General features: G+C 64.8%; 20 protein-coding genes and 1 pseudogene. 15 read left to right on the forward strand and 6 right to left on the reverse strand.

Translation table 11 applies throughout. The annotated features are described in order from the left end of the window. Positions 1–33: 33 nt before the first annotated feature. Positions 34–1563, reverse strand: a complete 1530-nt coding sequence (locus tag ACQPZ2_RS26930; protein ID WP_433521005.1) for a phytoene desaturase family protein — start codon at positions 1561–1563, stop codon at positions 34–36. A 171-nt stretch (positions 1564–1734) separates the two neighbouring features. On the opposite strand from ACQPZ2_RS26930, the gene ACQPZ2_RS26935 reads away from it, so the two are divergent. The 3 genes from ACQPZ2_RS26935 (at position 1735) to ACQPZ2_RS26945 (ending at position 6959) form a co-directional block, all read left to right on the forward strand. Beyond that, entirely contained in the window at positions 1735–3285 is a 1551-nt protein-coding gene (locus ACQPZ2_RS26935; RefSeq protein ID WP_433521006.1) for an amino acid permease, read from the forward strand. 43 nt (positions 3286–3328) lie between these two features. Next, complete coding sequence (locus tag ACQPZ2_RS26940) at positions 3329–5713, forward strand: response regulator (RefSeq protein WP_433521007.1); 2385 nt, start codon at positions 3329–3331, stop codon at positions 5711–5713. A gap of 85 nt (positions 5714–5798) precedes the next feature. Then, positions 5799–6959: a glycoside hydrolase family 19 protein gene (locus ACQPZ2_RS26945; RefSeq protein ID WP_433521008.1), complete on the forward strand. Its 1161-nt coding sequence runs from the start codon at positions 5799–5801 to the stop codon at positions 6957–6959. Between the two features lie 81 nt (positions 6960–7040). On the opposite strand, the gene ACQPZ2_RS26950 is transcribed toward ACQPZ2_RS26945, so the two are convergent. Both ACQPZ2_RS26950 and ACQPZ2_RS26955 read right to left on the reverse strand, forming a co-directional pair. Beyond that, the gene (locus ACQPZ2_RS26950; protein WP_433521009.1) at positions 7041–7655 is read right to left on the reverse strand and encodes a dihydrofolate reductase family protein; all 615 of its coding nucleotides are present in this window, start codon (positions 7653–7655) and stop codon (positions 7041–7043) included. 83 nt (positions 7656–7738) lie between these two features. Continuing rightward, a pseudogene (locus ACQPZ2_RS26955) lies at positions 7739–8935 on the reverse strand (PucR family transcriptional regulator); the annotation flags it as partial. A gap of 180 nt (positions 8936–9115) precedes the next feature. On the opposite strand from ACQPZ2_RS26955, the gene pruA reads away from it, so the two are divergent. The 10 genes from pruA (at position 9116) to ACQPZ2_RS27005 (ending at position 21556) form a co-directional block, all read left to right on the forward strand. Next, positions 9116–10762, forward strand: coding sequence for an L-glutamate gamma-semialdehyde dehydrogenase (gene pruA / locus ACQPZ2_RS26960; RefSeq protein WP_433521010.1), 1647 nt, complete (start codon positions 9116–9118; stop codon positions 10760–10762). Beyond that, positions 10762–11721, forward strand: coding sequence for a proline dehydrogenase family protein (locus ACQPZ2_RS26965; protein ID WP_433521011.1), 960 nt, complete (start codon positions 10762–10764; stop codon positions 11719–11721). The genes pruA and ACQPZ2_RS26965 overlap by 1 nt, the downstream gene beginning before the upstream one ends. A 165-nt stretch (positions 11722–11886) precedes the next feature. Next, the gene (locus ACQPZ2_RS26970; RefSeq protein ID WP_433521012.1) at positions 11887–13320 is read left to right on the forward strand and encodes an amino acid permease; all 1434 of its coding nucleotides are present in this window, start codon (positions 11887–11889) and stop codon (positions 13318–13320) included. Between the two features lie 238 nt (positions 13321–13558). Next, on the forward strand, positions 13559–14359 hold the full coding sequence (locus ACQPZ2_RS26975) for an NAD-dependent epimerase/dehydratase family protein (RefSeq protein ID WP_433521013.1): 801 nt from the start codon (positions 13559–13561) through the stop codon (positions 14357–14359). A 131-nt stretch (positions 14360–14490) separates the two neighbouring features. Continuing rightward, positions 14491–15867, forward strand: coding sequence for a sugar porter family MFS transporter (locus ACQPZ2_RS26980; RefSeq protein WP_433521014.1), 1377 nt, complete (start codon positions 14491–14493; stop codon positions 15865–15867). Then, positions 15864–16868, forward strand: coding sequence for a lactonase family protein (locus tag ACQPZ2_RS26985; protein WP_433521015.1), 1005 nt, complete (start codon positions 15864–15866; stop codon positions 16866–16868). Before ACQPZ2_RS26980 ends, ACQPZ2_RS26985 begins: the two co-directional genes overlap by 4 nt. A 124-nt stretch (positions 16869–16992) precedes the next feature. After that, positions 16993–17883, forward strand: coding sequence for a LysR family transcriptional regulator (locus ACQPZ2_RS26990; RefSeq protein WP_433521016.1), 891 nt, complete (start codon positions 16993–16995; stop codon positions 17881–17883). Positions 17884–17893: 10 nt separating this feature from the next. Beyond that, complete coding sequence (gene kdgD / locus ACQPZ2_RS26995) at positions 17894–18808, forward strand: 5-dehydro-4-deoxyglucarate dehydratase (protein WP_433521017.1); 915 nt, start codon at positions 17894–17896, stop codon at positions 18806–18808. A gap of 26 nt (positions 18809–18834) precedes the next feature. Continuing rightward, on the forward strand, positions 18835–20277 hold the full coding sequence (locus tag ACQPZ2_RS27000) for an aldehyde dehydrogenase (NADP(+)) (RefSeq protein WP_433521018.1): 1443 nt from the start codon (positions 18835–18837) through the stop codon (positions 20275–20277). A 1-nt stretch (position 20278) separates the two neighbouring features. Continuing rightward, positions 20279–21556: a glucarate dehydratase family protein gene (locus ACQPZ2_RS27005; protein WP_433521019.1), complete on the forward strand. Its 1278-nt coding sequence runs from the start codon at positions 20279–20281 to the stop codon at positions 21554–21556. On the opposite strand, the gene ACQPZ2_RS27010 is transcribed toward ACQPZ2_RS27005, so the two are convergent. Continuing rightward, positions 21542–22210 (reverse strand): cyclase family protein, encoded by a 669-nt coding sequence (locus tag ACQPZ2_RS27010; protein WP_433521020.1) that lies wholly within the window; start codon positions 22208–22210, stop codon positions 21542–21544. The genes ACQPZ2_RS27005 and ACQPZ2_RS27010 overlap by 15 nt on opposite strands. Positions 22211–22231: 21 nt before the next feature. Beyond that, positions 22232–22789: a TetR family transcriptional regulator gene (locus ACQPZ2_RS27015; RefSeq protein ID WP_433521021.1), complete on the reverse strand. Its 558-nt coding sequence runs from the start codon at positions 22787–22789 to the stop codon at positions 22232–22234. Between the two features lie 92 nt (positions 22790–22881). On the opposite strand from ACQPZ2_RS27015, the gene ACQPZ2_RS27020 reads away from it, so the two are divergent. Continuing rightward, positions 22882–24477 (forward strand): GMC oxidoreductase, encoded by a 1596-nt coding sequence (locus tag ACQPZ2_RS27020; protein ID WP_433521022.1) that lies wholly within the window; start codon positions 22882–22884, stop codon positions 24475–24477. A 3-nt stretch (positions 24478–24480) separates the two neighbouring features. Here the strand turns inward: ACQPZ2_RS27020 and ACQPZ2_RS27025 are convergent, their stop codons facing one another. Further along, positions 24481–24927, reverse strand: a complete 447-nt coding sequence (locus ACQPZ2_RS27025) for a winged helix-turn-helix transcriptional regulator (protein ID WP_063038203.1) — start codon at positions 24925–24927, stop codon at positions 24481–24483. A 187-nt stretch (positions 24928–25114) separates the two neighbouring features. Between ACQPZ2_RS27025 and ACQPZ2_RS27030 the strand changes: the two genes are divergently transcribed. Further along, positions 25115–26560, forward strand: a complete 1446-nt coding sequence (locus ACQPZ2_RS27030; RefSeq protein ID WP_433521023.1) for an MFS transporter — start codon at positions 25115–25117, stop codon at positions 26558–26560. Positions 26561–26741 lie beyond the last annotated feature (181 nt).

Consider the following 26741-nt stretch of genomic DNA (forward strand, 5'->3'; position numbering starts at 1 on the left):
GTGATGCTGCTCACATCGGTGACCCACTCGTGATCAGCGCGTTTCGAGAACCGCCATGGCGGCATTGTGGCCGGGGATACCGCTGACACCGCCGCCGCGAATCGCGCCCGCACCGCAGATGAAGACGTTGGGCACGTCCGTAGCCACACCCCAGCGAGCCGCCGGAGTATCGGCTTCGCCGGAGCGATAGGGGAAGGCCAGGTCTCGGTGGAAGATATGCCCGCCGGGGAGGGCCACCTCACGTTCCAGGTCTACCGGCGACTTGGCCTCGATACAGGGTGCACCATCTTCGTCGAGTGCGAGGCAACCGATAAGCGGTTCGGCGAGTACCGCATCCAGTTGGGCCAGTGCGGCTTTCACGGCCATCGTCTTGGACGCCTCTGGATCTGACTCGAAAAGCCTTGCCGGAGTGTGTAATCCGAATAACGTGAGAGTGTGCAGATCGGAGCCGGGCGCGAGAATCGAGGGATCGGTCAGGGTGTGACAGTAGATCTCCGACGGCGGGGCCGACGGGATCCGTCCGCCGGACGCCTCGCGATATGCCTGCTCCAGTCGCGAATACGATTCGGCGATATGAAATGTCCCGGCGAATGCCTCGCGCGGATCTGTCGAAACGTCGCGCAGCCGAGGTAACCGCCGCAGCACCATATTCACTTTCAATTGGGCGCCTTCGGGTTTCGGCTCCCCCGGTATGCCGAGCAGCTGCGCGAGCTCATGCGGTGCCGCATTGACGAGCACATGCCGCGCGCTGATCACACCGTCCGCGTAGCGCACTTCGGCCGTGAAATCGTCGGATTCGACCTCGGTCACAGCACAGCCGGTGATCAGCTCGGCACCGGCGGCGCGAACCGCGTCGGCGAGTGCGTCGGTGAACGCGCCCATACCGCCGATCGGCACATCCCAGTCGCCGGTGCCGCCACCGATCACGTGGTAGAGGAAGCACCGGTTCTGCCGCAGTTCAGGATCGTGCGCATGGGTGAATGTCCCGATGAGCGCGTCGGTGAGCACGACCCCGCGCACGGTGTCGTCGGCAAAGGTGGACTCGACCGTCTCCCCCAGCGGCCGCTCGAACAGCGCCGACCAGATGGCGGGATCGTCGACAACCCGCTCGAGCTCCGACCGCGTCGGCAACGGTTGCGTCAGCGTCGGAAACACCCGCTGCGCGAGCCGCCCGGTCGCGCCGTAGAACTCCTGCCACGCCCGGAAATCCCGGTCCGATCCGGTGAGCCGCACGAAGCTGTCCCTGGTCCTGGCCTCGGAACCGGTATCGACCAGCAGTCCACCGTCCCCGACCGGCGTATACGACGAGATCCGCCGACGCCGCGTCGCGAACCGCAGCCCGAGTTCCTCGACGATCTGCCGCGGCAGCAGGCTGACCAGATACGAATACCGCGACAATCGCGCATCGACGCCCGGGAACACCCGCGCCGAGACCGCGGCCCCGCCGGTGTGCTCCTGCCGCTCCAGCACCAGCACCGAACGCCCGGCTCGCGCCAGGTATGCGGCGGCCACCAGCCCATTGTGACCACCACCGACCACCACCACGTCATAGGAGGAGCGCATCGGTCGCATCCGTCCTGCCTACCACGGATTCCGCGGATCAATCTCCGAATGTGCGATTGCCGAGAGATTACGGCCCGGTTTCCATATTTCCCTGCGATTGACCAGCACTCACTTCACACTTAGCTTCTGGCAAACGCTGTATGAGGGCGGCGTTTTCACCCGGGAGCGATCATGACCGAAGCCACCACACCATCCGATGACGAACGGCGCCTGGCCGAACTCGGCTACAAACAGGAATTGGCGAGATCCTGGTCCGGGTTCTCCAACTTCGCCATCAGCTTCACCATCGTGTCCATCCTGACCGGCGGACTGGCCAGTTATGGCATCGGTCTGGCCAACGGCGGCCCGATCACCATGGCGTGGGGCTGGCCGCTGGTCTCGGTCATGGTGTTGTTCGTGGGCCTGGCGATGGCCGAATTGGCCTCGGCCTACCCGACTTCCGGCGGTCTGTACTGGTGGGCGTCCGAGTTGGGCGGCCCGGTCTGGGGCTGGTTCACCGGATGGTTCAACCTGATCGGCCAGATCGCGGTGACCGCCGCCATCGACTACGGCGCGGCCATCTTCACCACCGCGGTGCTCAATGTGATCGGCATCGACATCGGAACCGACCGCACCGCAATCTTTTTGGTCTTCACCGCGATCCTGATCCTGCACGCCGTACTGAATGCGATCGGCCCGCATCTGTCCGCGGTCATCAACAACATCTCCGCCTGGTGGCATGTCGGCGGTGTAGCGATCTTCGTCGTGGTACTCGGGTTCGGCGCGAGCCACCATCAGAGCGTCGGCTTCGTCTTCACCGAAACCGTCGACAACAGCGCGGTCGGCTTCGGCGGGGTGGCGTTCAGCTTTCTACTCGGGTTGCTGCACGCGCAGTACACATTCACCGGCTACGACGCATCGGCACACATGTCGGAGGAGACCCACGATGCCGCGCGCACGGCGGCCAAGGGCATCATCAATACCATTGTCGTCTCGGCCGTCGCCGGTTATCTGCTCATCATGGCGGTGACCTTCGCGATTCCGAATCTCGACGATGCGCTCGATCCGACGAAGAACAGCGGCTACCCCGTGATCTACATCCTGGAGAACTCGCTGAATTCGTTCTGGTCCGGGCTGCTGCTGATCATCGCCGCGATCGCACAGCTGTTCTGCGGCTACGCCTCGGTCACCTCGGCCTCACGCATGCTGTTCGCCTTCTCCCGCGACGGCGCGGTGCCGGGATCGGCCTACTGGTCCCGACTATCGGCCCGCAAGGTGCCGGTGCACGCGGTGCTGTTCATCTCGTTCTTCTCGTTCGTGCTGCTGATCCCGTCGATGCTGGTGCCCGCGGAGAACGCGCCGACCGCATACGCGGCGGCGACCTCCGTCGCCACCATCGGTCTATACATCGCCTACGGCATTCCGATCCTGTTGCGCCAACTGCACGGCGGCCGATTCCACACCGGCCCTTGGCAACTCGGCCCCTGGTATCGGCCTGTCGGCATCATCGCCCTGATCTGGATCGTGCTGATCAGCCTGCTGTTCATCCTGCCGACCGATGACCGCGGCTATCCGTGGAACAGCGAATTCACTTGGAACACCGTCAACTACGCACCGATCACCCTGGTCGGCGTGGTGGGCGCGATCGGCATCTGGTGGCTCGCATCGGCCAGACACTGGTTCACCGGCCCCAGGCGAACGGTCGTCGAGACCGGCGAGCCCGAGGCGCCGGTACAGGCCTGACCTGCTCATATCGGTGGCCGCACGGTGGAGATAGAGTCGACGTGTGTCCGTGGAGATCGATTTCCGCGCCGTTTTCGAGTCCGCACCAGGTCTGTACCTGGTACTCGATGCCGACCTGTGCATCGTCGCCGTGACCGACGCATATGCCGCCGCGACGATGACCGAACGACAGAACCTCCTCGGCAAGCACATCTTCAAGGCATTTCCGGACAATCCGGATGATTCGTCGGCAGAAGGTGTCCGTAACCTGCGGGTATCGCTGGAACGGGTGCTGCGTGATCGGGTCACCGATGCGATGCCGGTCCAGCGCTACGACATCCGCAAGCCCGACGGCGCCTTCGAACCGCGATTCTGGAGTCCGACCAACTCCCCGGTCCTCGGTGCCGACGGCGAGCTGCGCTATGTCATCCACCGCGTCGAGGATGTCACCGATTTCGTCCGGCTCGAAGCATCCGACGCGGCGAAACGAGAGGAAACGGCCGCGCTGCGGGCTTCGAGCCAGGAAATGGAACAGGAGGTGTTCGCCCGAGCCCGTGAGGTCGCCGAAACCAGTAGGCAGCTCAAGGAGGCCAATGTCGAGCTGACTCAGTTGTACGCTCGCGCGAAGGAACTTGACGAACTGAAGAGCCAGTTCGTCGCCAATATCAGCCACGAGCTGCGAACCCCGCTCATGTTGATCCTCGCGCCGACCCAGAAGTTGCTCGACCGGTGCGCGCCCGCCGACCGCGACGACCTCGAGCTGATACTGCGCAATGCGCGCATACTGCAGCGTCAGATCGACGATCTGCTCGACGCCTCGAAGCTGGAGTCGGGCGCCATACGACCCGATTATGCCTGGATCGATGTCACCGAGCAGGTGCGGCTCGGTTCGGCCTTCTTCGAGTCCATGGCGGTCGACCGCGGCATCCGCCTGGCCGTCGACGCGCCGCAGCCCGTCCCCGCCGCACTCGATCCCGAACACCTGCAGCGCATTCTGCTGAATCTGCTGTCCAACGCCTTCAAATTCGTCCCCGAAGGCGGCATTATCCGCTGCACCGTACGCCCTGCCGATGACGATGTGATCATCGAGATCGCCGATAGCGGCCCAGGCATACCGGCGTCGTATCGCACCGCGGTCTTAGAGCGGTTCCGTCAGGTCGATGGCGCGGCGACCCGCGCGGTGGGCGGCACGGGTTTGGGCCTCAGCATCGTCCGTGACCTGGTGCGCCTGCAGCGTGGTGACATCACTATCGCCGACGCACCTGAGGGCGGCGCGATGATCGTGATCGAGTTGCCGCGAGCCGCCCCACCGGGCACCCCGGTCCGCCGCTCGGCCACCGAGCCCACACCGATTCGCGCAGGTTACGCCGCCGACGCACTGATTGCCGAGCTGACGCCCGAGAGCCGCGAACACACCACACACGCGGATACCGGATCGGATGAGTCGGAACCGAAACCGTCGGTCATTGTCGTCGAGGACAATGCCGACCTCAACGCCCTGATTCGGGAGGCGCTCGCCGAGTCCTATCGGGTCGCCGCCGCCGACAACGGTGGCACGGGACTGCGGCTGGCCCGAGCACACAAGCCGGATCTGATCGTGTGCGATCTCATGATGCCGGGCATGAGCGGCGACGAACTTCTGCACGAGATCCGCGCCGACCACGAGCTGCGCAACACCCCGGTACTCATCGTCAGCGCACGCGCCGACGAACAGTCGCGGCTGGATCTGCTGCGTGCCGGGGCCAACGACTACCTGCGGAAACCTTTCGAGATCGCCGAACTCCGAGCACGGGTGGACAATCTGATCGACCTCCGGCTGGCCGAGAAACGATTGCGGGCCTTACGGATCATCCACGAACGCGATCGCATCGCCCACGAACTGCACCGCACGGTGATCGATCAACTGTTCGGCATCGGGATGCGATTGAGCGGGATCCGTCCCCTGGCCCATGTGCCGGCCGTCGCCGACCGCATCGACGACGCGGTCCAAGAACTCGACGCCGTCATCGATCACATCCGCGACACCGTCGCGGAACTCGCCTCGGACGTCGAAAACGAGATTCCATTCCGCACGGAGATCATGGAACTCGCCAGCGAGGCCGCCGAGGCGCTCGGCGCACAGTCCCAAGTCGGCTTCGCCGGACCGGTCAACGACCTCGATCCCGCTCTCACATCAGCAGCGCTCGAAGTCGTGGAACGGGTACTGCAGACAATGCGCCAGCGTGCGGTCGCCGAGGATATCCGGGTAAACGTCATCCTCGACGACCGCCAATTCGCCATCATCATGCACGAAATCACTTGGACACCAACCGATCTCGCGATAACGGAGCATGTGCCCGAACCATTGTCGGACACCCTTGTCGGCTATGGCGCAGACCTGACAGTCACTACGCCCATACCCACCGAAACCGCTTGGTCCCTGACTATCCCGCGCACCGGCAGGTGCTGACCGAGTAGCGCGATCAGCGTGCAACGCCCACCGCTGGGGAGTCGAGGCGCAAAAGCGCCGAACCGACTGTGCGAGAATCCCGCGGATGGGCTCCCCGTACGACCCCATCTCCGGTGATCCTTGGGCGGGAGCGCAATACGGACTGCTACCGCCGAAAGGACAGAAGCCGACCGTATCGCCGGTGGTGGCGGACGCACGCGCGCAGATCGACAAGCTCGCCGCGCCGCCGGGTGTTTCGGAGACTGTCCGACGCGCAGTCGAATTCGCTCGAACCGCATTTCGATTGATGGCCGATCAGCTCGGCACCGGAAACCCCTCCGATATTCCCGATCTGACGGCGTTGCTCGATGCGGCGAACCTCTACGACGTCGCCAACAAATCCGTGGTGACCGAGCATTACAACACGAAATCTGCAGAATTGTCAGAGCTGACCGCGGGTTTGAAAAAGCGGGATACCAAGCTCTCCGGCAAAGTTGGGGATGTCGCGGGCGATAACGCGAAGATGGCCAAGGAGATCCGCGACGAGGCGCAAATGCTGGGGCTGGTACTGCAAGCGGCCTCGCTGGCGGTCTCCGCACGATCGGGCAGGTTGACAGCGAGTGAGGAAAAGTCGCTGTTGACCGACATTGTCACGAGAGTCCTGCATGTGGAGAAGGACTTCGTCGACATCATCGGAACCAACTCGGAGCGGGCCGGGCAGATGAGCCCCGTGACCTTGGCACAACTCGAAAAGATCTTCCCCCACACCCCCGAGTCCACGCTGGAAAAGTACCTCCCCTACCTCGATCAGGCGATGCGTGACTACGGGATCGATACGCCCAAACGTGCGGCCGCTTTCCTTGCGCAGGTCGGAGTGGAGACCGACAATCTGAAAACCCTCGAAGAATACGGTGACAAGGCCTACTTCGAGAGGAACTACGGGACACGCAAAGACCTCGGAAACGAGCAGTCGGGTGACGGCGCCAACTTTCACGGCCGCGGCGCGCTGCAACTGACCGGGCGTGCCAACTACCGGAAGGCAAGCGACGCCCTCGAGGTCGATTTCGTCAAAAACCCCGACCTGGCCGAAGACCCGAAGTACGCCTTCGCTACTGCTGGATGGTATTGGGATTCCAAAGATTTGAACGAAGATGCGGATAAATCGGACATCGACGCGATCACGCATACAATCAACGGCGGAAGCAACGGAAGCGCCGAGCGCACCGAGAATTACAGCCGCGCGCGCAAGGTCCTCGACGCGGAATGAACGAAGCGAAGACCATAGTTCCGCAGTTGCGACGCCCGAGTGGCATATGGCCACAGGACCAATATGCCACTCGACGTCTTTCTAATCCTCTTGGGGCAGGAACTGTTTCGCGTACTCGTACCCTTCGGTACCTTCGGCCGCCGCCTTGGCGTACACCAGATGGACGACACCGGTTTCGAAAGTATTGGACGAAAGCAGTTGCAGCGGAAGCGCAGCGTCGGTCTCCTCGAACAATCGCAGGCCCTTGCGCACCGCGATCGGGTGCACCAGCAGGTGCAGTTCGTCCAAGAGCCCGACCTCGAGCAGTTGGCGGACAACCGATACCGATCCGCTGATGCCGATGGGTGCGTCGCCGGGCTCATGCTTCAGCGCTGTGACGGCCTCCGCCAGATCACCTTTCAGCACTTCGGAATTGCGCCAGGTGAAGGTGAGATCCTGATGCGTGACCACGATCTTGCGCGCGTCGCCGAGCTTCTTGGCCATCTCGGCGTCGACATCGCCCGCGGCCTCCCGCTCCGGCCATGCCCCGGCGAAACCCTCGTAGGTCTTGCGGCCCAGCAGCAGCGTATCGGCCGCGCCGAGCTGACTGTCGACGGCCGTGGCCATCTCCTCGTTGAAGTACGGGAAGTGCCAATCCTGGGGGTTCTCGACGACACCGTCGAGTGCGATGAACAGTCCGGCGGTGATTTTCCGCATCGGTATCTCCTTGGTCGGTTATTGATGCCGTGTCACCAGATCAGACGGACGGAAGCCGGAATAATCATCGCTCGCGCGCTCACCTATTCGGGCGCTCGGCGATGCAGGGCGAGTTGGAGTTCGAGCAGCAGGCGATCGGCGGGATCGGTCAGGTCCATCCCGAGGATGTCCTCGACCCGGCGGATCCGGTAACGCAGGGTATTCGGATGCACCTGCAGCGCCGTCGCGGCATTGCGCACATCGCCGTGTTCACGCAGATAGGTCTCGACGCTCTCGCACAGATTCGCGGAATGCTTGCGGTCGTAGTCCAGCAACTTGCGCAGGCGCGGATCGTGCAGTTCCGGCCGTGTGCCGACGAGGTCGAGGATTTCGCCGAGCAGTACCGCGGTGCGCGATTCGGCCAGCGTGGTCACCCGGCTGCGCGGATAGGTCGCGGCCGTGCTGTCGAGGACCCGGTCCACCTCGGAGCGCGCGCCCGCGACATGGGCCAGATCCGGTATGGGACAGGCGATGGCGGCGCGCAATTCGAATTCGGCATCGAGCTGTTCGACCAGCTGACGGGTCCACGCCGTCACGGCTTGCGCCGAACGGTATTGCGGCAGTAGCACATACACCCGATCACCGAGGATGGTCGTCACCGAATCCCCGCGAAATGAGCTGGCGCGCAGGCGAAGCATATTGCCGAAGGCGGCGGGCGACTTCACACCGGGTGCGACCGCGAAGCCGACCACCGCGGCCGGACCGGTCAGCGACAGATTCAACGCACTCGCCACGGCGGGCACATCGGCGGTGCCACCACCCGTTCCGAACAGCCGCTGAATCAGCAGCGCCTCGGTGGACGGCGCGTCCAGACTGCGCGAAATCAGCCGGGCGGCAATGGCCGACGCACCGCGCAGGATTTCCGCGGCATCCGGTTTGAACGGCCGGTCGCCCTGCTGCAACCAGATCGAGCCGAGCACCCGCGGCGCACTCCCCTCGGCCTGCTCGCGAATGCTCACCACGAGGCGGCGCTTGATGTCCAGCTCCTCGTGCGCCGGTATGTCGATGACATCGTCGGTACCGCGCAGCCGATCGAACACTCCCCATTTGCGCAGCACCTGCAGATAATCGCGTGGGCCCTCCCGGCCGAGGATCGAAAGCACCCGCAGCTGGTCGGCCGCCTGATCCGAGGCCGAATACGCGAGCACATGCGATTGCGGGTCCTCGATGGAAACCATCCCGCCCGCATTCTGGGCGACCATCTGCGCCAATCCGAACAGGTCCAGGTCCGCGGCCACCAACTCACCCTCGCTAGCCACGACCACTGCCCACTTTCATACGACTCGCCAATCCGGTCATCCCATCTTTGTCCGCTTGTCCGATTCTGCGGGCTGTTTTGCCGTGTTGACTTCGGCTCACCGTCATATACCAGCGCCGCTAGCGATTGCTTGCAGATCGCTCGAAACAACACAGGAGGACTCATGGACGCCATCGTGTCCACGCCGCGCCCGGCCAACGAGCCGGTCGGCACCTTCGCACCGGGCAGCGCCGAACGCGCACGACTGCGGGCGAAACTGACCGAACTCGCCGCGACGCCGACCGAGATCCACCATGTCATCGGCGGCGAGCACCGGCGCACCTCGGGTAAGAGCATCGACGTCGTGCAGCCGCACAATCATGCCGCCGTACTCGGCACCCTCACCACCGCCGAGCCCGGCGATGTCGCGGATGCGATCGCCGCCGCCTCCGCCGCCGCACCCGGCTGGCGGGCGCTGTCCTTCGAGGATCGCGCCGCGATCTTCCTGCGCGCCGCCGATCTGCTGTCCGGTCCGTGGCGCGAAACCATTGCCGCCGCAACCATGTTGGGGCAATCCAAGACCGCCTACCAGGCCGAGATCGACGCACCGTGCGAACTGGTCGACTTCTGGCGCTTCAATGTCCATTTCGCCCGGCAGATCCTGGCCGACCAGCCGATCTCGACCCCGGGTGTATGGAACAAGGTCGAGTACCGCCCACTCGAAGGCTTCGTCTACGCGATCACCCCGTTCAACTTCACCGCGATCGCGGGCAATCTGCCGACCGCGCCCGCCCTGATGGGCAATACGGTCCTGTGGAAGCCGTCGCCCACCCAGGCGGTGGCCGCGTATTGGACGATGAAACTGCTGGAGGCCGCGGGTCTACCGCCCGGTGTCATCAATATGGTGCACGGCGCGGGTCCGAAGATCTCCGATGTCGCGCTGACCGATCGACGGCTGGCGGGCATCCACTTCACCGGTTCGACCGCGACTTTCCAGCATCTGTGGCGTTCGGTGGCGATGAATATCACCGACTACAACACCTATCCGCGGCTGGTCGGTGAAACCGGCGGTAAGGATTTCGTGCTGGCGCACAGTTCGGCGGATCCGGATGTACTGACCACCGCGCTGATCCGCGGCGCCTTCGACTATCAGGGCCAGAAGTGCTCGGCCGCCTCGCGCGCGTTCGTCCCGAAGTCGGTGTGGGCAAAGATGGGCCGCGATCTCATCGATAAGGTCGGTGCGCTGAGCTACGGCGATGTCACCGATTTCGCGAACTTCGGCGGCGCGGTCATCGACCAGCGTGCCTTCGATCGCAATGCCGATGCCATCGCCCGCGCCAAGGCCACCTCGGGTTTGACCATCGCGGCGGGCGGACATACCGACGACACCGTCGGATATTTCGTCGACCCGACCATCCTGCTCGGCGACGACCCCACCGACGAGGCATTCAGTACCGAATACTTCGGCCCGATTCTCGCGATCCACGTCTACGACGATTCGGTCGCCGGATCCTTCGAGGCGGCACTCGAACTGGTCGACGGCGGTTCGGCCTACGGCCTGACCGGCGCGATCATCGCCGACGACCGCAATGCCGTGGCCGAGGCGACCGAGAGTCTGCGATTCACCGCTGGCAACTTCTACATCAACGACAAGCCCACCGGCGCGGTCGTCGGTCAACAGCCCTTCGGCGGATCTCGCGCGTCGGGCACCAATGACAAGGCAGGCTCGCCGCAGAATCTGTTGCGCTGGACCTCCGCCCGCACCATCAAGGAGACCTTCGTCCCGCCGACCGAGCACACCTATCCGCACCAGGCACCCGAGGAGATCTGATGGCCATTTCCGGTCTGCTTCGCCCCGCCATGCTGGCCGCCTCGCGCTCGCCGCGCATGGAGCGCACCGTCACCCGCATGACGACCACCAAGAAGCTGGTGGATCGCTTCGTCGCCGGTGAATCCGAGCCGAATGCGGTTGCGGCCGTGGAGAATCTGCTGAGTTCGGGTCGCTATATCACCGTCGACTATCTCGGCGAGGACACCACCGATATCGAGCAGGCGCGCAATACAGTGACGCACTATCTGTCGTTGCTGTCGTTACTCACGTTGCTCCGCGATTCCGGAGGCGTTGGGCCGCTGGAGGTTTCGCTCAAGCTCTCAGCGCTGGGCCAATCCCTGCCCGCGGACGGTCACGCGATCGCTCACGAGCACGCGCACCAGATATGCACTGCCGCAGCGGATGCGGGCGTGCTGGTCACCATCGACGCCGAGGATCACACGACCACCGATTCGACTCTGTCGATCGTGCGGGAGTTGCGCGCCGACTTCCCGTCGCTCGGCACCGTCCTGCAGGCCTATCTGCGGCGCACCGAGGCCGACTGCCGAGACTTTTCCGGTCCCAGCTCGCGAATTCGCCTGTGCAAGGGCGCATATCGCGAACCGGCGTCGGTGGCGTATCAGAGCCGGGCCGAGGTCGACCAGTCCTATCTGGACTGTCTGCGGGTGCTGATGAACGGTAACGGCTATCCGATGGTCGCCACCCATGACCCGGCACTCATCGAGGCCGCCGAGGTGTTCGCCACAGCAACCCGCCGCGGCTCCGACGATTTCGAGTTCCAGATGCTCTACGGCATCCGCGACGCCGAACAGCGCCGACTCGTCCGCGAAGAGCGGCACGTTCGGGTCTATGTGCCCTACGGCGATCAGTGGTACGGCTACTTCATGCGCCGACTCGCCGAACGCCCGGCCAATGTGGCGTTCTTCCTGCGCTCGCTGCGACCGGGCAGCCAGCGCTGATCCCCAGCTCGGCGGCCTTGTCTGTGCAGTCGGACAAGGCCGCCGAAGTTTATTTATCCAACTCGCCGATCACAGCGCGTTTGTGGTCCGATTAGCTGAGTGCTGCTCAGAATGTGATCTGCGTTACTGCACTGCCGGGTATCGCAGAGGACGAAAGGAAGACCCATGCCCCTCGCGGAGTTGCGCAGCCAAATGTTGCGCCGCAAACCCCTCGAGCAGATCGAGGAGGAGACCGGGCTCGCGGACGAGCAACTGAAGCGCTCGCTCGGACTGTGGCAGCTCACGGCGATCGGCGTCGGCGGCATTATCGGCGCGGGCATTTTCGCCCTGGCCGGTTCGGTCGCGCATTCCGTCACGGGCCCGGCGGTGCTCATCTCGTTCCTGATCGCCGGTGTCGCCAGCGCCTGCGCGGCACTGTGCTATGCGGAATTCGCCGGGATGGTGCCGAAGGCCGGATCCGCCTACACCTACGGCTATGTCTCCCTCGGCGAGATCGCGGGCTGGTTCATCGGCTGGGATCTGCTGCTGGAGTACATCGCGGTGGCGGCGGTGGTCGCGATCGGCGTCTCCGGATACTTCAAATTCCTACTGGGACAAGTCGATATCACGCTGCCCGATTGGATGATGGGCGCGCACGGCACCGGCGAGGGCCACGTGATCGACGTCTTCGCGGTGCTGTTCTGTCTGGGCACCGCGTGGTTGCTCTCGCGCGGCATCAAGAGCGTCGGCCGCTTCGAGACGGTTGCCGTCGGCATCAAGGTCGCCCTGGTCGTACTGATCATCGTGCTCGGTGTCTTCCACATCGACAGCTCCAACTACACCCCGTACTTCCCGTTCGGTGTTGGCGCGGTGTGGACCGGTGCGGCAACGGTCTTCTTCGCCGTCTTCGGCTACGACGCGATGAGTACCGCCGCCGAGGAATCCGTCGACGGCAAGAAGCATCTGCCCAAGGCGATCATCTACTCGCTGGCCATCGCGATGGTGCTGTACGTGCTGGCAACGCTCGTGCTGACCGGGATGCAGAAATACACCGAAATCAGCCCGACCAGCGGTTTCTCCACCGCTTTCGAATCGGTCGGCATGCCGGGCGTCGCGAATATCATCGCGATCGGCGCCATCGTCGGCATTGTCACCGTCGTACTCACCTTCATGCTCGGGGTGACCCGAGTGTGGTTCGCGATGAGCCGCGACGGGCTGCTGCCGGAGTGGTTCGCCAAGACGCATCCGGTCCGCAAGGTGCCGACCCGAGTGACCTGGATCGTCGGCATCGGATCCGCGACCATGGCCGGACTGCTCGATATCACCGTGGTCGCCGAGCTGACGAATATCGGCATTCTGATGGCCTTCATCGTGGTCTCCGTCGCGGTCATGGTGCTGCGCCGCACCCGACCCGATCAGCCGCGCGCGTTCAAGTTGCCGCTCATGCCGGTGGTGCCGCTGGTCGGCATCGGCTTCTCGATCTACCTGATCTGGTCGCTGCCGTGGGAGACGTGGCTGCGCTTCGCGGTGTGGCTGGTGATCGGCCTCGCGGTGTACTTCGGGTACTCGCGGATGCATTCCAAGCTGGAGCGCGACGGGGACGTCGCGCTGGCGAAGTAGGCGATCGACCGATGCCACTACGGCATCGGTCGATACAGAAATGGTCTTGGACAGGCATCAATCCAGCGCAATACCCTTCTGACACGTTCGAGCGGAAGTGACCTACCCCACACTTCCGCTCGCACACAGGAGGACAAATGTGCGAAACCAGCATTTCTGTCGGCATTTTCGGCTGTACCAGGGGGATGGCAGCCGGCGAAGCCGGCGGGGTGGGTCCATACAGCGAGACCGATGCCGCATGAATGATCACCGAATTCTCATTACCGGCGCGGGTGGCGGTATCGGCACGCTCATACGGCCCCGCCTACGGCGTCCCGATCGCGTTCTGCGGCTATTGGATCTGGCCGGGCTCCCCGCGCCTTTCCCAGGTGAACGGGTCGAACTCGTCACCGGATCGCTCACCGATCCGGCCACCATGGCCGCGGCCTGCCGGGATGTGGATGCGATCATCCATCTCGGCGGGATCAGCCGGGAAGACAGCTGGGACAACGTGCTCGCCGTCAATATCGATGGCACGCATACGGTTTTGGAGGCGGCGCGGCAGGCCGGTGTGTCTCGGGTCGTGCTCGCCTCGAGCAATCATGCCGTGGGATTCCGCGCCGTGGACGATGACCCGATTCCCGGTGACGCCTCACCCCGGCCCGATACCTATTACGGTGTCAGCAAAGTGGCCGTCGAGGCGCTCGGCAGTCTCTACCACTCCCGCTTCGGCATGGATGTGATCTGCATCCGGATCGGCTCGTGTTTCGAGCGCCCCCATGATGCGCGCGGGCTGTCGATGTGGTTGTCCCCCGATGATTGCGCGCGACTCTTCGAGGCCTGCCTCGCCGCCGAGCGTCCCGGCTACCGGGTGATCTGGGGCGTCTCCGGCAATACCCGCGCGGTCGTATCTCTAGCCGAGGCCGCAGAACTCGGCTACCACAGCCTGGATGATGCCGAACAGTTCGCCGCCGATATTGCGGCTGTCGGCGATCCCGGCCCGTGGCTTATCGGTGGTCCGTTCGTGGAAACGCCACTCGGCAAACCGAATCCGCTCTGACCGCCGCCGAAAACGCATCACCCGATACCCAGACGGAATCGTCTTTCTCCGAACTTCGCACCATCGGCATGTGACGCTGATGGCACTTTGCTCCACCGCGAAAGAAGTGCAGCACAATGCAATTCAAAACAATGACGACGGCACCGAAATCGGCGCTCGCGTCCAATGTCAAATTTCTCTATTTCTTCGGCGCTCTCGGCGGCATTCTCTTCGGTTACGACCTCGGGGTCATCTCCGGTGTGCTGTTGTTCATCAAGAAGTCCTGGCATCTGTCATCGGTGACGCAGGGTGTGATCGGTGGCTGTCTGGCCGCCGGTGCGGTGATCGGCGCGGCCATTGCCGGACGGATCACCGATCGGCTGGGACGGCGGCGAACCATCATGTTGGCGGCCGCGGTTTTCGCGGTCGGCGCACTTGGCTGCGCGCTCGCGCCCAATGTGACGGCGCTGGTGATCGCCCGTTTCATTACCGGTATCGCGGTCGGGTGTTCGTCGGCGACGGTGCCCACCTACCTGTCCGAACTGGCCCCGACCAGGGCACGCGGCGCATTGTCGACGTTGAACCAGCTGATGATCGTCTCGGGCATCCTGATCGCCTACATCGTGGACTGGGCACTGTCCGGCAGCGGTAACTGGCGCATGATGTTCGCGGTCGCGGCGATTCCCGCTGTGGCACTGCTGGCGGGCATGTCGGTGCTGCCGGAGACGCCGCGCTGGCTTGTCCATGCCGGACGTGAGGAGGAAGCGCGCGCTGTGCTGGCGGGTACCCATCGCGCCGATGAGATCGAATCCGAGATCAGCAGCATTCGTTCGGTCATCCGATCGGATGAGCAGCAGAAGGGGCGGCTGCGCGATCTGTTGGCACCGTGGGCGCGGCCCGCTTTGGTGGTGGCGCTCATTCTGGCTGTCGGACAACAGTTCTCGGGCGTCAATGCCGTGAATGTGTACGCGCCGACCATGTTCAAGGACCTCGGCTTCGGAAATTCGACATCACTGCTGGCGTCCATTGTGCTCGGTGCGATCAAGGTCGCATTCACGGCCTGGGTGATCTTCGTCGTGGACCGTTGGGGCCGAAAGCCTTTGCTGCTGCTCGGCAATGTGTGTATGGCCTCGTCCCTGTTCTTGCTCGGCGCCATCGTGCTCGGCGTGCACAATCACACCATTACCGGCCTCACCACGCTGATTCTGCTCAATGTCTATCTCGCGGGTTACGAATTGGGATGGGGCGCGGTGGTGTGGGTGATGATGGCGGAGATCTTCCCGCTGCGGGTGCGCGGTGTCGGCATGGGCGTCGGCAGTGTGGTGCTGTGGAGTTCGACCTTCGCCATCACCTTCCTGTTCCCGGTGATGAACGATCATCTCGGACTGGGCTATTCGGCCTGGATCTTCGCCGCGGTCAGCGTGGTGATGTTCATGCTGGTGCAGCGGTTCGTGCCGGAGACCAATGGTCGCAGTCTGGAGCAGATCGAGTTGGAGCTGCGGGCCCGGGTCAGCGGTAAAACCGCATGAGCGTGGTCTATGTCTCGAATGCCGACAGTCGCGAAATCTCGGTGCTGCGACTCGACGACGACGGTGCGCTGACGCTCGTCGAGTCGCAGGCGGTGGACGGTAAGGTGATGCCTTTGGCGATGAGCCCGGACCACCGGTACCTCTACGCATCACTGCGCTCGGCGCCGTTCGCGGTGACGGTATTCGCCAGACATCCGGCAACGGGGCGGTTGACACCACTGTCGTCTGCGCCGTTGCCGGACAATATGGCCTATCTCGCGACGGATCGAAGCGGACGTTATCTGCTGAGCGCTTCGTATTCGGGTGACAAGATCGCCGTCAATCCGATCGCATCCGATGGCGGCGTCGGACCGCCGATCGCGGTGGAATCGACACCGCCGCATGCGCATTCGATACTCACCGATCCGTCGAACCGCTTTCTGCTCGCGGCAGCGCTCGGCGGTGATGTGATTCTGCAGTATCGCTTCGATGCCGAAACCGGGCGGCTCACGCCGAATGAGCCGCCCCAGGTCGAGACAGCCCCCGGCGCTGGTCCACGTCACCTCGTGTTCCATCCGTCCGGCGCGTTCGCCTTCGTGACGAATGAGCTGGACGGCACCGTGAACAGTTACCGCTTCGAATCCTGCACGGGCACATCGACTCTCATCGCGTCGGTGGCGGTGCGGCCGCCGGAGTCCGGAGGGCCGCCCTGGACTTCGGAGCTGCGCGGCACACCCGACGGCCGCTATCTGTATGTGGCCGAACGGACTTCGAGCACAATCACCGGATTTCGCATCGACCCGGCAACCGGGCTGCTCGATCCGGTCGGACACACCCCCACCGAGACCCAGCCGCGCGGATTCGCCATCGATCCGAGCGGGCAGTTCCTCGTGGTCGCGGGGCAGAAATCTGATGCCGTCACCAGCTACGCCATCGATCCCGCGACCGGCTCGCTCACCCCACGACAGCGGCTCGAGGTCGGCCGCGATCCCAACTGGGTCGAGATCATCGCCCTCCAATAAATACCTTCAAGGTATCGGTTGATGCCGAATTGGCGTTGGACGAGTATCAGTAACGAGTCATAGCCTGCGGAGAGCGCAATCTGCGGGCGAGGCGGAATGCACGCCACAACGCAGGAGGAGAACGATGTCGATGCTGTCGCTGGAGCAGGTCCGCGGCTTCGTCACGGTGGCCGAGGAGGGTAATTTCCGGCGGGCGGCCGAACGTCTGCGGATGACGCAGCCGCCGCTCAGCCGCCAGATCCAGAAGCTCGAACGCGATATCGGCGTGGAACTGTTCGACCGCACCCAGCGGCAAGTCCAACTGACCCCGGCCGGGGAGGTCTTCCTGACCGAGGCGCGCCGTCTGCTGGCACTGGCCGGTGCCGCGCCGGGCACCGCCCGGCTCGTCGCCGCGGGCGGAGCGGGCACGGTGCGGATCGGGTTCACCGCGGCGTCGGGTTTCGGGTTCCTCGGGCGGTTCCTCAATCACATCGAGGCCGGACTCGACCAGGTCGATATCGTGCTGCGCGAGATGGTGAGTTCCGACCAGTTCGAGAACCTGCGCAGCGGCAGCCTCGATCTGGCGCTGGCCCGCCCGCCGTTCGACCGCACCGAATTCGATTCGCGGCTGGTGCATTCCGAAGGTTTGATGCTGGCCGTGCCGGAACAGCACAAACTGGCCGGGAACGGTCCGATGGCGATCGAGGAACTGGGCGGCGAAACACTGCTGGTGTATGCGCCGGGCCCGGCTCGCTATTTCGCCGATCTGGTCTCCGGCATCCTCGCCGCCGTGCCATACACCGCCACCCATGAACTCACCCAGGTGCACACCATGCTCGCGCTGGTGGCCGCCGGACGCGGCCTGGCCCTCGTACCGGAAACCTCCACCCATCTGCATCCCGACGGCGTGCGGTTCCGCCCGCTCATCGGCGTCGAGGATCCCGTTGTCCTGCACGCGATCTGGCGACGTGACTGCGCCAATCCGGCGCTGCACCGAGTCATCGAACTGCTCGATTCGCTGCCGCCCGCTCCTTGAAAGGATCCATATGTCCCATCTGTCCGCCGACGAGTTGGGCCCGGCACTGGGCCGCGGGCTACTGTCCTTCCCCGTCACGCATTTCGATGCCGAGTTGGTCTTCGACGAGGCCGCCTATCGAAAGCACATTGCCTGGCTCGCCCAATACGAGGTGGCGGGCCTGTTCGCCGCGGGCGGTACGGGTGAGGGTTTCTCGCTGACGCCACCCGAAATCGATCAGGTGGTGCGCGCCGCGGTCGCCGAAACCGGCGGACGGATCCCAGTTGTCGCACCGGCCACCGCGGGCACTGCCGCGGCGATCGAACAGGCCCGCTCCGCCGAAGCCGCTGGGGCCGAAGGCATTCTGCTCATGCCGCCGTATCTCACCGAGGCCGGACCGGACGGGCTTGTCGAACATGTCGCGGCCATCTGCGCCGCCACCTCGCTCGGCGTCATCTTCTACAGCCGCGCCAACGCCACATGCAATGACGTGACCTTGGCCAGGATGGCCGAGCGCTGCCCGAACCTGATCGGGTTCAAGGACGGTGTCGGCAACATCGAGACTATGACGCGCATCTATGCCAGGCTCGGCGACCGGCTCACCTACATCGGCGGGCTGCCGACCGCGGAGACCTTCGCCCTGCCCTATTCCGAAATGGGTGTCACCACATACTCTTCCGCGATCTTCAACTTCGTGCCGGAGTTCGCGCTCGACTTCTACCGCGCCGTGCGGGCCCGTGACCACGACGAGGTCTACCGGCGGTTGCGCGACTTCGTCATCCCCTATCTCGATATCCGTGACCGCGCTCCCGGTTATGCGGTGTCGATCGTCAAGGCCGGACTGACCGCAATCGGTCACCCGGCCGGGCCGGTGCGGCCGCCCCTGACCGATCTCACCGCGCCCGAGCTCGCCGAACTGACCGCACTGGTCGCCACGATCGCATGAACAGCCACAACCTTCGGGAGGATTTCATGGACACCGACCTCGACGAACTCGAGCGGATCATTGCCGCCGCGACCGATGCCGCAGGCCGCCTCGCCGACACCACACCCACCGAACGCGCGCGGTGGCTCACCCGGATCGCCGACGCCGTCGATGCCCCCGCCGATGAACTCGTACCGCTCGCCGCGGCCGAGACCCATCTGCCCGAAACGCCGCGCCTGCGTGGCGAATTGACCCGCACCACCTTTCAGCTGCGACTGTTCGCCGAAGTGCTCGGCGATGGCGAATTCCTCGCCGCCACCGTGGATCATGCCGATCCGAGCTGGCCGATGGGACCGCGACCCGATATCCGGCGCAGCCTCGTGCCGATCGGCCCGACACTCGTTTTCGCCGCGAGCAACTTCCCGTTCGCGTTCAGCGTCGCGGGCGGCGATACCGCCTCGGCACTGGCCGCGGGCTGTCCCGTTGTCCTCAAAGCACATCCCGGCCACCCACGGCTGTCCGAACGGACCGGCGCGATCGTCCACGAAGCGCTGACAGCGGCCGGGGCACCGGAAGGCACCTTCGCGGTCATCCACGGCGTCGAAGCGGGCACTACCGCTCTGCGCCATCCGGATATCGCCGCCGCATCGTTCACCGGTTCCCTGGCGGGTGGCCGCGCATTGTTCGATATCGCATCGTCACGACCGCGCCCGATCCCGTTCTACGGCGAACTCGGCAGCGTCAATCCGGTAGTGGTACTGCCCGGCGCGATCCGCGCGCGCGGACAACAGATCGTCGAGGGTTTCGTCGGATCGTTCACCCTCGGTGCCGGACAGTTCTGCACCAAACCCGGTGTGCTGCTGTTGCCATCGGAGCACGGACTCACCGACGCGCTGACCACCGCGGTAGCGGCTGTGCCACAAAGGCCGCTACTCAACGAGCACATCGCCAACGGCTTCCGATCGCGCGTCACCACCCTGCGCGAAAATTCCGCAGTCACTGCCCTTTCGGCGCCCGACGATCTGCTCGCGCCGACCTTGCTGAGCGTGCGCGCCACCGATTTCCGGTCAGGCGGTGCGGCCCTGCAGGCGGAATGCTTCGGCCCGGCGGCGCTTGTCGTCGAATATGCGAATCTCATCGAGTTGCAACAGGTTCTGCGCGAACTCGAACCCGGACTCACCGCGACGATCGTTGCGGAGGACTCCGAGATCGACGACGTGCGCCACCTCCTGCCCGCCCTCACCGCTCTCGCGGGCCGACTGCTGTGGAACGACTGGCCCACCGGCGTCACCGTCAGCTGGGCCCAACAGCACGGCGGCCCATATCCGGCCACCACTGCCCCGACAACCACGTCGGTGGGAACCGCCGCCATCGCCCGCTTCCTGCGGCCGATCGCCTGGCAGGGCTTCCCGGACGAACTGCTCCCACCCGCCCTGCGCGAGGCCAACCCGTGGCGGCTGCCGCGCCGCGTCGACGGAAAGCGAGACTGATATGTCCCCCGTTATCACCGATGTCCGACTGACCCCGATCCTCATCGCCGACGCTCCCTTGCTCAATGTCGGTGGCGTGCACCAGCCGTATACGCCGCGCCTGATCGTCGAGATCGAAACCGACAGCGGCGCTTGCGGTCTCGGCGAAACCTATGGCGACCGCGTCTACCTCGATCGCGCGGCCGATCTCGCCCCACAGCTGATCGGCATGCCCGTCGCCGCGGTCAACGCCATCCGCCTGCTCGGCGCGAACACCACCGGGGAGGTGCTGATCGACAACCCGATCGCGGGCGGACTGCGCGGCATCCTCACCACCGACAAGGTCCGGCTCAGCGTGATATCGGCCTTCGAATCCGCCGCACTCGACGCCCACGGTCGCGAACTCGGCCTACCTGTACACGCCTTGCTCGGCGGCAAGGTCCGCGACCGGGTCGACTATTCCGGCTACCTGTTCTACAAGTGGGCCGACCATCCGTTCCCCGGCGCGCCGACCGACGACTGGGGCGAGGTCATCGATCCCGACGGTGTCGTCCGTTTGGCCGAGAAGTTCGCCGCCCATGGCGGATTCCGCTCGTTCAAACTCAAGGGCGGCGTATTCCCGCCCGAGGAGGAAGTCGCCGCGATCGAGGCATTGGCCAAGGCATTTCCGGATCATCCGCTGCGGCTGGATCCCAACGGCGGTTGGTCGCTGAGCAGCGCAACGACTGTCGCCGAACAACTTTCGGGTGTCGTCGAATACCTGGAAGACCCGACCGCCCGCCGCGAGGATATGGCCGAAGTGCACCGCCGCACCGGAATGCCGTTGGCCACCAATATGATCGTCACCTCGATCGAAGAAGTCCGTCCCGCTTTCGATCTCGATGCCGTCCAGATCGTGCTGTCCGACCATCACTTCTGGGGTGGACTGTTCGCCACCCGCGACCTGGCCGCCGTCTGCCACGCGTACGGCAAGGGCGTCTCGATGCACTCCAATACCCACCTCGGAATCAGCCTCGCGGCAATGACCCACGTGGCCGCCACCGTCCCCGAGTTGACCTACGCCTGCGACACCCATTACCCATGGCAGCCCGAGGATGTGATCGCCGAACCGATCGGCTTCGAAGAGGGCGCCGTCACCGTCCCCGACGCACCCGGCCTCGGCGTCCAACTCGATATCGACGCACTCGAGCGCCTCCATCATCGCTGGAAAGCCTTGCCGCAGTGGCACAATCGCGATGACATCGCGGGCATGCGCTTGGTCGATCCGGCGTACCGGCCGCCGACCTCACCCAAATACTGACGAATCGGTCCAGGCGACCGCGCGCAGCGGAAACGAGCCCATCCCACGCACCGGCGCCGGGAGTGCGACCAGCCTGGCACCGGTGCCGGGGACCGCGTCCAGGTTCGTCAGCTGCTCGATGATCGGGATTCCCGCCCCGAGCAGCGTGTGGTGGCACGGCCGCGTCGGCAGGGACGTGTCGTCGATGTCGAGCGAGTCGATGCCGACCAGTGCCACATTGGCGGCGACCAGTGCATCGGCGACCTCGCCGACCAGGAACGGATGACCGGGGCCTCGATATTCGGATGAACCCCATCGCGCCGACCATCCGGTGTGCACGAGCACCGCCTTGCCCCACAGCCGGGCCGGGTCGCCGAGCACATCCGGCCCGACTACGCGGATTCCCATCGCGCGGATCATTACGATCGGCACGTTGAACAGCCGTTCCAGCGGCAGCTCGGCGATATCTGCGCCGTCGGCATGGAAGTGCGAGGGCGCGTCGATATATGTCCCCGCATTGCCGACGGTATCCACGCGCGCGATTTCGTAGGTCATATCGATCAGCGCCGACCGGTCACGTGCGATGTGTGTGGTGACTCGCGGTCCAGGTAGACCGGGATAGGTGAGCATGCCGTCCGAGATCGGATGAGACAGCTCAACTATCGCCTTGCTCATGCTAGAGACCGTACCCGCAGATCACGCGCGCAGCCCACGCTCCAATATCGCCCACGCCTGCCGGGAGGTGGCCTGCCTGGATTTCGGGTCCGTCTTCGCCAGCACGGCGGCCAGCATCGCCACCGCTAATACGACGTCCATTGCCGTGACATCGGCGCGAATATCGCCGCGTTGACGCGGGTCGTCGAGTTTCTGGGCGATGAGGCCGAGGAGCCGCCATGCTGCGCCGAGCAACTGCTCGTCCTCGGTGTTCGACGGATAGATCATGGCGATAAAGGCCGCGGACGCGTTCAGCTGATCGACGATGAGGGCCAGCACGTCCCCGACCGTGGTCGCGGGGTCGGCGGCAAGCACTTCCAACTCGACGATATTCTCCTCGAATACCGCCAGCGCCATGCTCTCCCTGGTCGGAAAATGCCGGTACAGCACACCCTGTCCGACACCTGCGGCGCGCGCGATCAAACTCAGCGGTGCGTCGAAACCGTTCTCCGCGAATACAGTTCGAGCCGCGCGAATCAGAGCCGCCCGGTTTCCAGCCGCTGCTTTGGGTCCCGGGTTCGGTCGGCGCGACGCTGTCATCCACCCAACGCTACCGCTTGACTCGACCGACAGTCTCCAGCAAACTGTCGAGCAAACCGGACAACACAGTCCGGATGTGAGTGAGGACGTGCATGTCGGTGATCACCCGCCGGACCCTGTTGACCGCAACCGCGGCGGCTGGCGTCGCCATACTCGGCTCACGAACCACCAGCCCGACGCAAGGCATCGCCGCACGGGTCAACAGCGTCCCGCTCACCCGCGAGGAACGCCGGGTCGTGGTGGTCGGATCCGGATTCGGCGGCGGCGTGACCGCGCTGCGCTTGGCCCAGGCGGGCGTGCCGGTGCTGCTGCTCGAACGCGGGATGCGCTGGCCGACCGGGCCGAATGCGGAGACCTTCCCGCGCGCATCGGCCCTGGACAAGCGGGTGCTCTGGTACCGGTCCAGCCCGACACTATTCGGTGCACCACTGGTTTTCGAACCGTATACCGGCCTGGTCGAGGCGGTGCCCGGAACGAATATGACCGCCCTGTGCGCCGCGGGCCTCGGCGGCGGCTCGCTGATCTACCAGGGCATGTCGCTACAGCCCACCCAGCCGGTCTTCGACGCGAATCTGCCCGAGGAACTCGACTGGACGACCATGGATCGGGTTCATTACCCGAGGGTGGCGCGCATGCTCGGGCTCGCGGTGGCACCCGACGAGTTGATCGCGGACCGGAACTACACGGCCGCACGCGTATTCGGTGATCATGTGCGCCAGGCCGGACTGCCGCTGTCGAAGATTCCGATGCCCATCGACTGGAACTACGCACTAGCCGAGCTGCGCGGTGAAATGAAGCCGTCGTACACCAACGGCGACGGCGCGATGGGCGTGAACAACGGCGGTAAGCATTCGGTCGATGTCACCTACATCGCCGCGGCCGAGGCGACCGGACGGGTAGAGGTGCAGACGCTGCACCAGGTCACCGACGTCGAACGCGGCCCCGACGGCCGCTGGGTCGTGTACGTCGAGCGGCTCGACACCTCCGGCAATGTCCTGGAAAACAAGATCATCACCGCCAATGCCCTGGTGCTGTCGGCGGGCAGCCTGAACACCACCAAGCTGCTGGTGCGCGCCGGGGCGAAGGGGAAGATTCCGGACCTGCCCGATGGGCTGGGCCAGCAGTGGGGCACCAATGCCGACCGGATCTACGTATGGACCGACCCCATCTCCGATTTCGGTGCGGCACAGGGCGGTCCCGTCGTCTACGGGAGTAAGAACTGGGACGACCCGCAGGCCGCGTTCACCGTCATCCAGGCCTCCATCCCGCCGATGCAGATGGACCCGAAGAGCACCATGCTGGTCGGATACGGCGTCAGCGCGGACCGCGGCCGGTTCGTTTACGATTCGGCGACCGACGACGCGATCCTGCAGTGGCCGAAGAACGGCGACGCGAGCATCCAGAACAATCACATCGATCCGACCGTGCGCCGAATCGCCGGTCCGACAAGCATTTTGGTGGACACCAACGCGCTGTTCCCGTCCACCTGGCATGCCCTCGGTGGCGCGAGCATGGGATCGGTCTGCGATCTCGACGGCCGGGTCCTCGGACAGCGCGGTCTCTATGTGGTCGACGGCGCGCTCCTGCCGGGTAATGCCGCGGCCTGCAATCCGTCGATGACGATCGCCGCCGTCGCGGAGCGAGCCCTCGACCACCTGGTCACCCGGGACATCGGCACCGCGATCTGACGACTACGGGCGCGGCCAGGGACGGCCGAGATAGCGCTCGATATCGATATTGAAACGCTGGAGGTAATCGGCGAAGGCGGCCGCGTCCTGCGGTGACCAGTCCGCGAGGATCGTCGCCAAGGTTTGCAGCGATTCGTCACGTTCGCGGTCGAGTTGCCGTTCGCCTTCGGCGGTAATGCGGAATTTGCGGGCCATGCCGCCATCCGGATCCGGGATGCGTTCCACTACATCGTCGCGCACCATGGCCGCGGTCCGCCGGTTCAACGTCGACACATCCTGACCCACCGCCTCGCTCAGCTGCCCGAGCGTCATCGGGCCTGCCACCCGCAGCCGATTGAGCAACGTATACGTGTTGCGATCGAGCCGACGCCCGCCGAGTTGCCGGGAGGCAAGGCTGTACCGGCCGAACAGCATGGTCTCGAACTCGATCTTGTCGAGGGTTTTGTCCATTTCGGGTCCTTCTGCCGATCCGCGCCGACCTGCGCCTGGATTCCGTAGCACCAGGTATACCACGCGATGTGCGTCACACACATCATGTGCACCTAGCACATTGCATGTATATGACATATCGTATGCATAGCGCACATATCATGCGCTCAACATACTTCCCCTGATTTCGACCGATTCGGAGACGCGCGTGAATACTCCAGCCCCCGCTACCCGGCCAGGCGGCGTCCTCGCTGTGCTGGCCACCGCAGGCATCGTCGCCTCGTTGATGGCGACACTCGTTATGCCGCTGCTCGGTGAGCTGCCGCAGCTGCTGCACACCACCTCGTCCAACGCCACCTGGGTGGTCACCATCACCCTGCTCGTCGGCGCCGTGATCACTCCGGTCGCCGGACGACTCGGCGACCTCTACGGCAAGCGGAAGATCCTGCTCGCCTCGATCGTGCCGCTGGTCGCCGGTTCACTCGTCTGCGCCGTCGCGACCTCGATCGTGCCGATGATCATCGGCCGCGGCCTGCAGGGCGCCGGTGTCGGTATTATTCCGCTGGGCATCAGCGCGCTGCGTGATCTGCTGCCGCCGGAGCGGTTGGGCGCGGCCATCGCACTGATCAGTTCGTCGCTGGGTATCGGCGCCGCCATGGGCCTGCCGCTGTCCGCGGCCGTTGTCGAATACAGCAACTGGCGGGTGCTGTTCTGGGGCTCGGCCGCGCTTGCCGCGCTGGTCGGTGTGCTGATCTTCGCGATCATCCCGGATACCCCGAACAGCGGCGCCGCCGGACGTTTCGACGCACTCGGGGCGATCGGCCTCGGCGGCGCACTCGTATCGCTGCTGCTCGCCATCTCGAAGGGCGCCGCATGGGGCTGGACCAGTGCCGGAATCCTCGGCTTGTTCGTCGCCGCCGTGGTCTTGCTGTTGGTCTGGGGTTGGTGGGAGCTGCGCAATGATGCGCCGCTGGTCGATCTGCGCGTGACCGCACGGCCGCAAGTGCTGCTGACCAATGCCGCCTCGGTTGTCGTCGGCATCGCCATGTACTCCCAGTCGCTGGTCATGCCGCAACTGCTGCAACTGCCCACCGCCACCGGTTACGGCCTCGGCCAGTCGATGATGGCGATGGGTCTGTGGATGGCGCCTGCGGGTGTCGTCATGATGCTGATCTCGCCGGTGGGCGCCAAGCTCTCCGCCGCCCGCGGTCCCAAGTTCACCCTGGTCACCGGATGCCTGATCATCGCGTTCGGCTATGCCGCCTCCGTGGCACTGATGGGTTCCACCTGGGGCATGCTGGCCGTGACCGTGATCATCAGTGCGGGAACCGGTTTCGCCTACGGCGCCATGCCCGCCCTCATCATGGGCGCGGTCCCGGTATCGGAAACCGCCGCCGCCAACAGCTTCAACACCCTGATGCGCTCGGTCGGCACCTCGGCCGCGGCCGCCGTGATCGGCGCGGTACTCGCCCAGATGACCGTCTCGATGGGCGGGCACGCCATTCCGACCGAAAACGGATTCCGGGTCGCTCTGCTGATCGGCTGCGGTGTCGCCGTACTCGGTGCCGCGATCTCCGCAACCATCCCGACCCGCCGGACCCCGGACTTCTCCGAGCCCACCATCACCGCGGAACCTGTCGCAGTCAGGGTGTGACTTCCCGGTCCGCACGGCCCGATCGAATCTCGGCGCGATCGGGTCCCGATGCGGTGCAAGGTGCCCCAGATCCGCAAGGCCGCAAATACCCGGTTATCAACTGCCGCTGTAGGTTCCGCGTGACCGCAGCGATCGTGTTCGAGTTTGGGCGCCGAACGTGCGGGGTAACAAGTCGAACGCT

Origin of the sequence: Nocardia pseudovaccinii (assembly GCF_050942345.1) — a bacterium.
Classification (GTDB): domain Bacteria; phylum Actinomycetota; class Actinomycetes; order Mycobacteriales; family Mycobacteriaceae; genus Nocardia; species Nocardia pseudovaccinii.

What these genes read in the sequence shown, in the direction of transcription:
- ACQPZ2_RS26985 (WP_433521015.1), top strand. Translation starts at nt 15,864, where the DNA reads ATGAGCGTGGTCTATGTCTCGAATGCCGACAGTCGCGAAATCTCGGTG.
- ACQPZ2_RS27015 (WP_433521021.1), bottom strand. Translation starts at nt 22,789, where the DNA reads ATGACAGCGTCGCGCCGACCGAACCCGGGACCCAAAGCAGCGGCTGGA.
- ACQPZ2_RS27010 (WP_433521020.1), bottom strand. Translation starts at nt 22,210, where the DNA reads ATGAGCAAGGCGATAGTTGAGCTGTCTCATCCGATCTCGGACGGCATG.
- ACQPZ2_RS27025 (WP_063038203.1), bottom strand. Translation starts at nt 24,927, where the DNA reads ATGGACAAAACCCTCGACAAGATCGAGTTCGAGACCATGCTGTTCGGC.
- ACQPZ2_RS26945 (WP_433521008.1), top strand. Translation starts at nt 5,799, where the DNA reads ATGGGCTCCCCGTACGACCCCATCTCCGGTGATCCTTGGGCGGGAGCG.
- kdgD (WP_433521017.1), top strand. Translation starts at nt 17,894, where the DNA reads ATGTCCCATCTGTCCGCCGACGAGTTGGGCCCGGCACTGGGCCGCGGG.
- ACQPZ2_RS27000 (WP_433521018.1), top strand. Translation starts at nt 18,835, where the DNA reads ATGGACACCGACCTCGACGAACTCGAGCGGATCATTGCCGCCGCGACC.
- ACQPZ2_RS26935 (WP_433521006.1), top strand. Translation starts at nt 1,735, where the DNA reads ATGACCGAAGCCACCACACCATCCGATGACGAACGGCGCCTGGCCGAA.
- pruA (WP_433521010.1), top strand. Translation starts at nt 9,116, where the DNA reads ATGGACGCCATCGTGTCCACGCCGCGCCCGGCCAACGAGCCGGTCGGC.
- ACQPZ2_RS26930 (WP_433521005.1), bottom strand. Translation starts at nt 1,563, where the DNA reads ATGCGCTCCTCCTATGACGTGGTGGTGGTCGGTGGTGGTCACAATGGG.
- ACQPZ2_RS26990 (WP_433521016.1), top strand. Translation starts at nt 16,993, where the DNA reads ATGTCGATGCTGTCGCTGGAGCAGGTCCGCGGCTTCGTCACGGTGGCC.
- ACQPZ2_RS26975 (WP_433521013.1), top strand. Translation starts at nt 13,559, where the DNA reads ATGAATGATCACCGAATTCTCATTACCGGCGCGGGTGGCGGTATCGGC.
- ACQPZ2_RS27020 (WP_433521022.1), top strand. Translation starts at nt 22,882, where the DNA reads ATGTCGGTGATCACCCGCCGGACCCTGTTGACCGCAACCGCGGCGGCT.
- ACQPZ2_RS26980 (WP_433521014.1), top strand. Translation starts at nt 14,491, where the DNA reads ATGACGACGGCACCGAAATCGGCGCTCGCGTCCAATGTCAAATTTCTC.
- ACQPZ2_RS26965 (WP_433521011.1), top strand. Translation starts at nt 10,762, where the DNA reads ATGGCCATTTCCGGTCTGCTTCGCCCCGCCATGCTGGCCGCCTCGCGC.
- ACQPZ2_RS26950 (WP_433521009.1), bottom strand. Translation starts at nt 7,655, where the DNA reads ATGCGGAAAATCACCGCCGGACTGTTCATCGCACTCGACGGTGTCGTC.
- ACQPZ2_RS27005 (WP_433521019.1), top strand. Translation starts at nt 20,279, where the DNA reads ATGTCCCCCGTTATCACCGATGTCCGACTGACCCCGATCCTCATCGCC.
- ACQPZ2_RS26970 (WP_433521012.1), top strand. Translation starts at nt 11,887, where the DNA reads ATGCCCCTCGCGGAGTTGCGCAGCCAAATGTTGCGCCGCAAACCCCTC.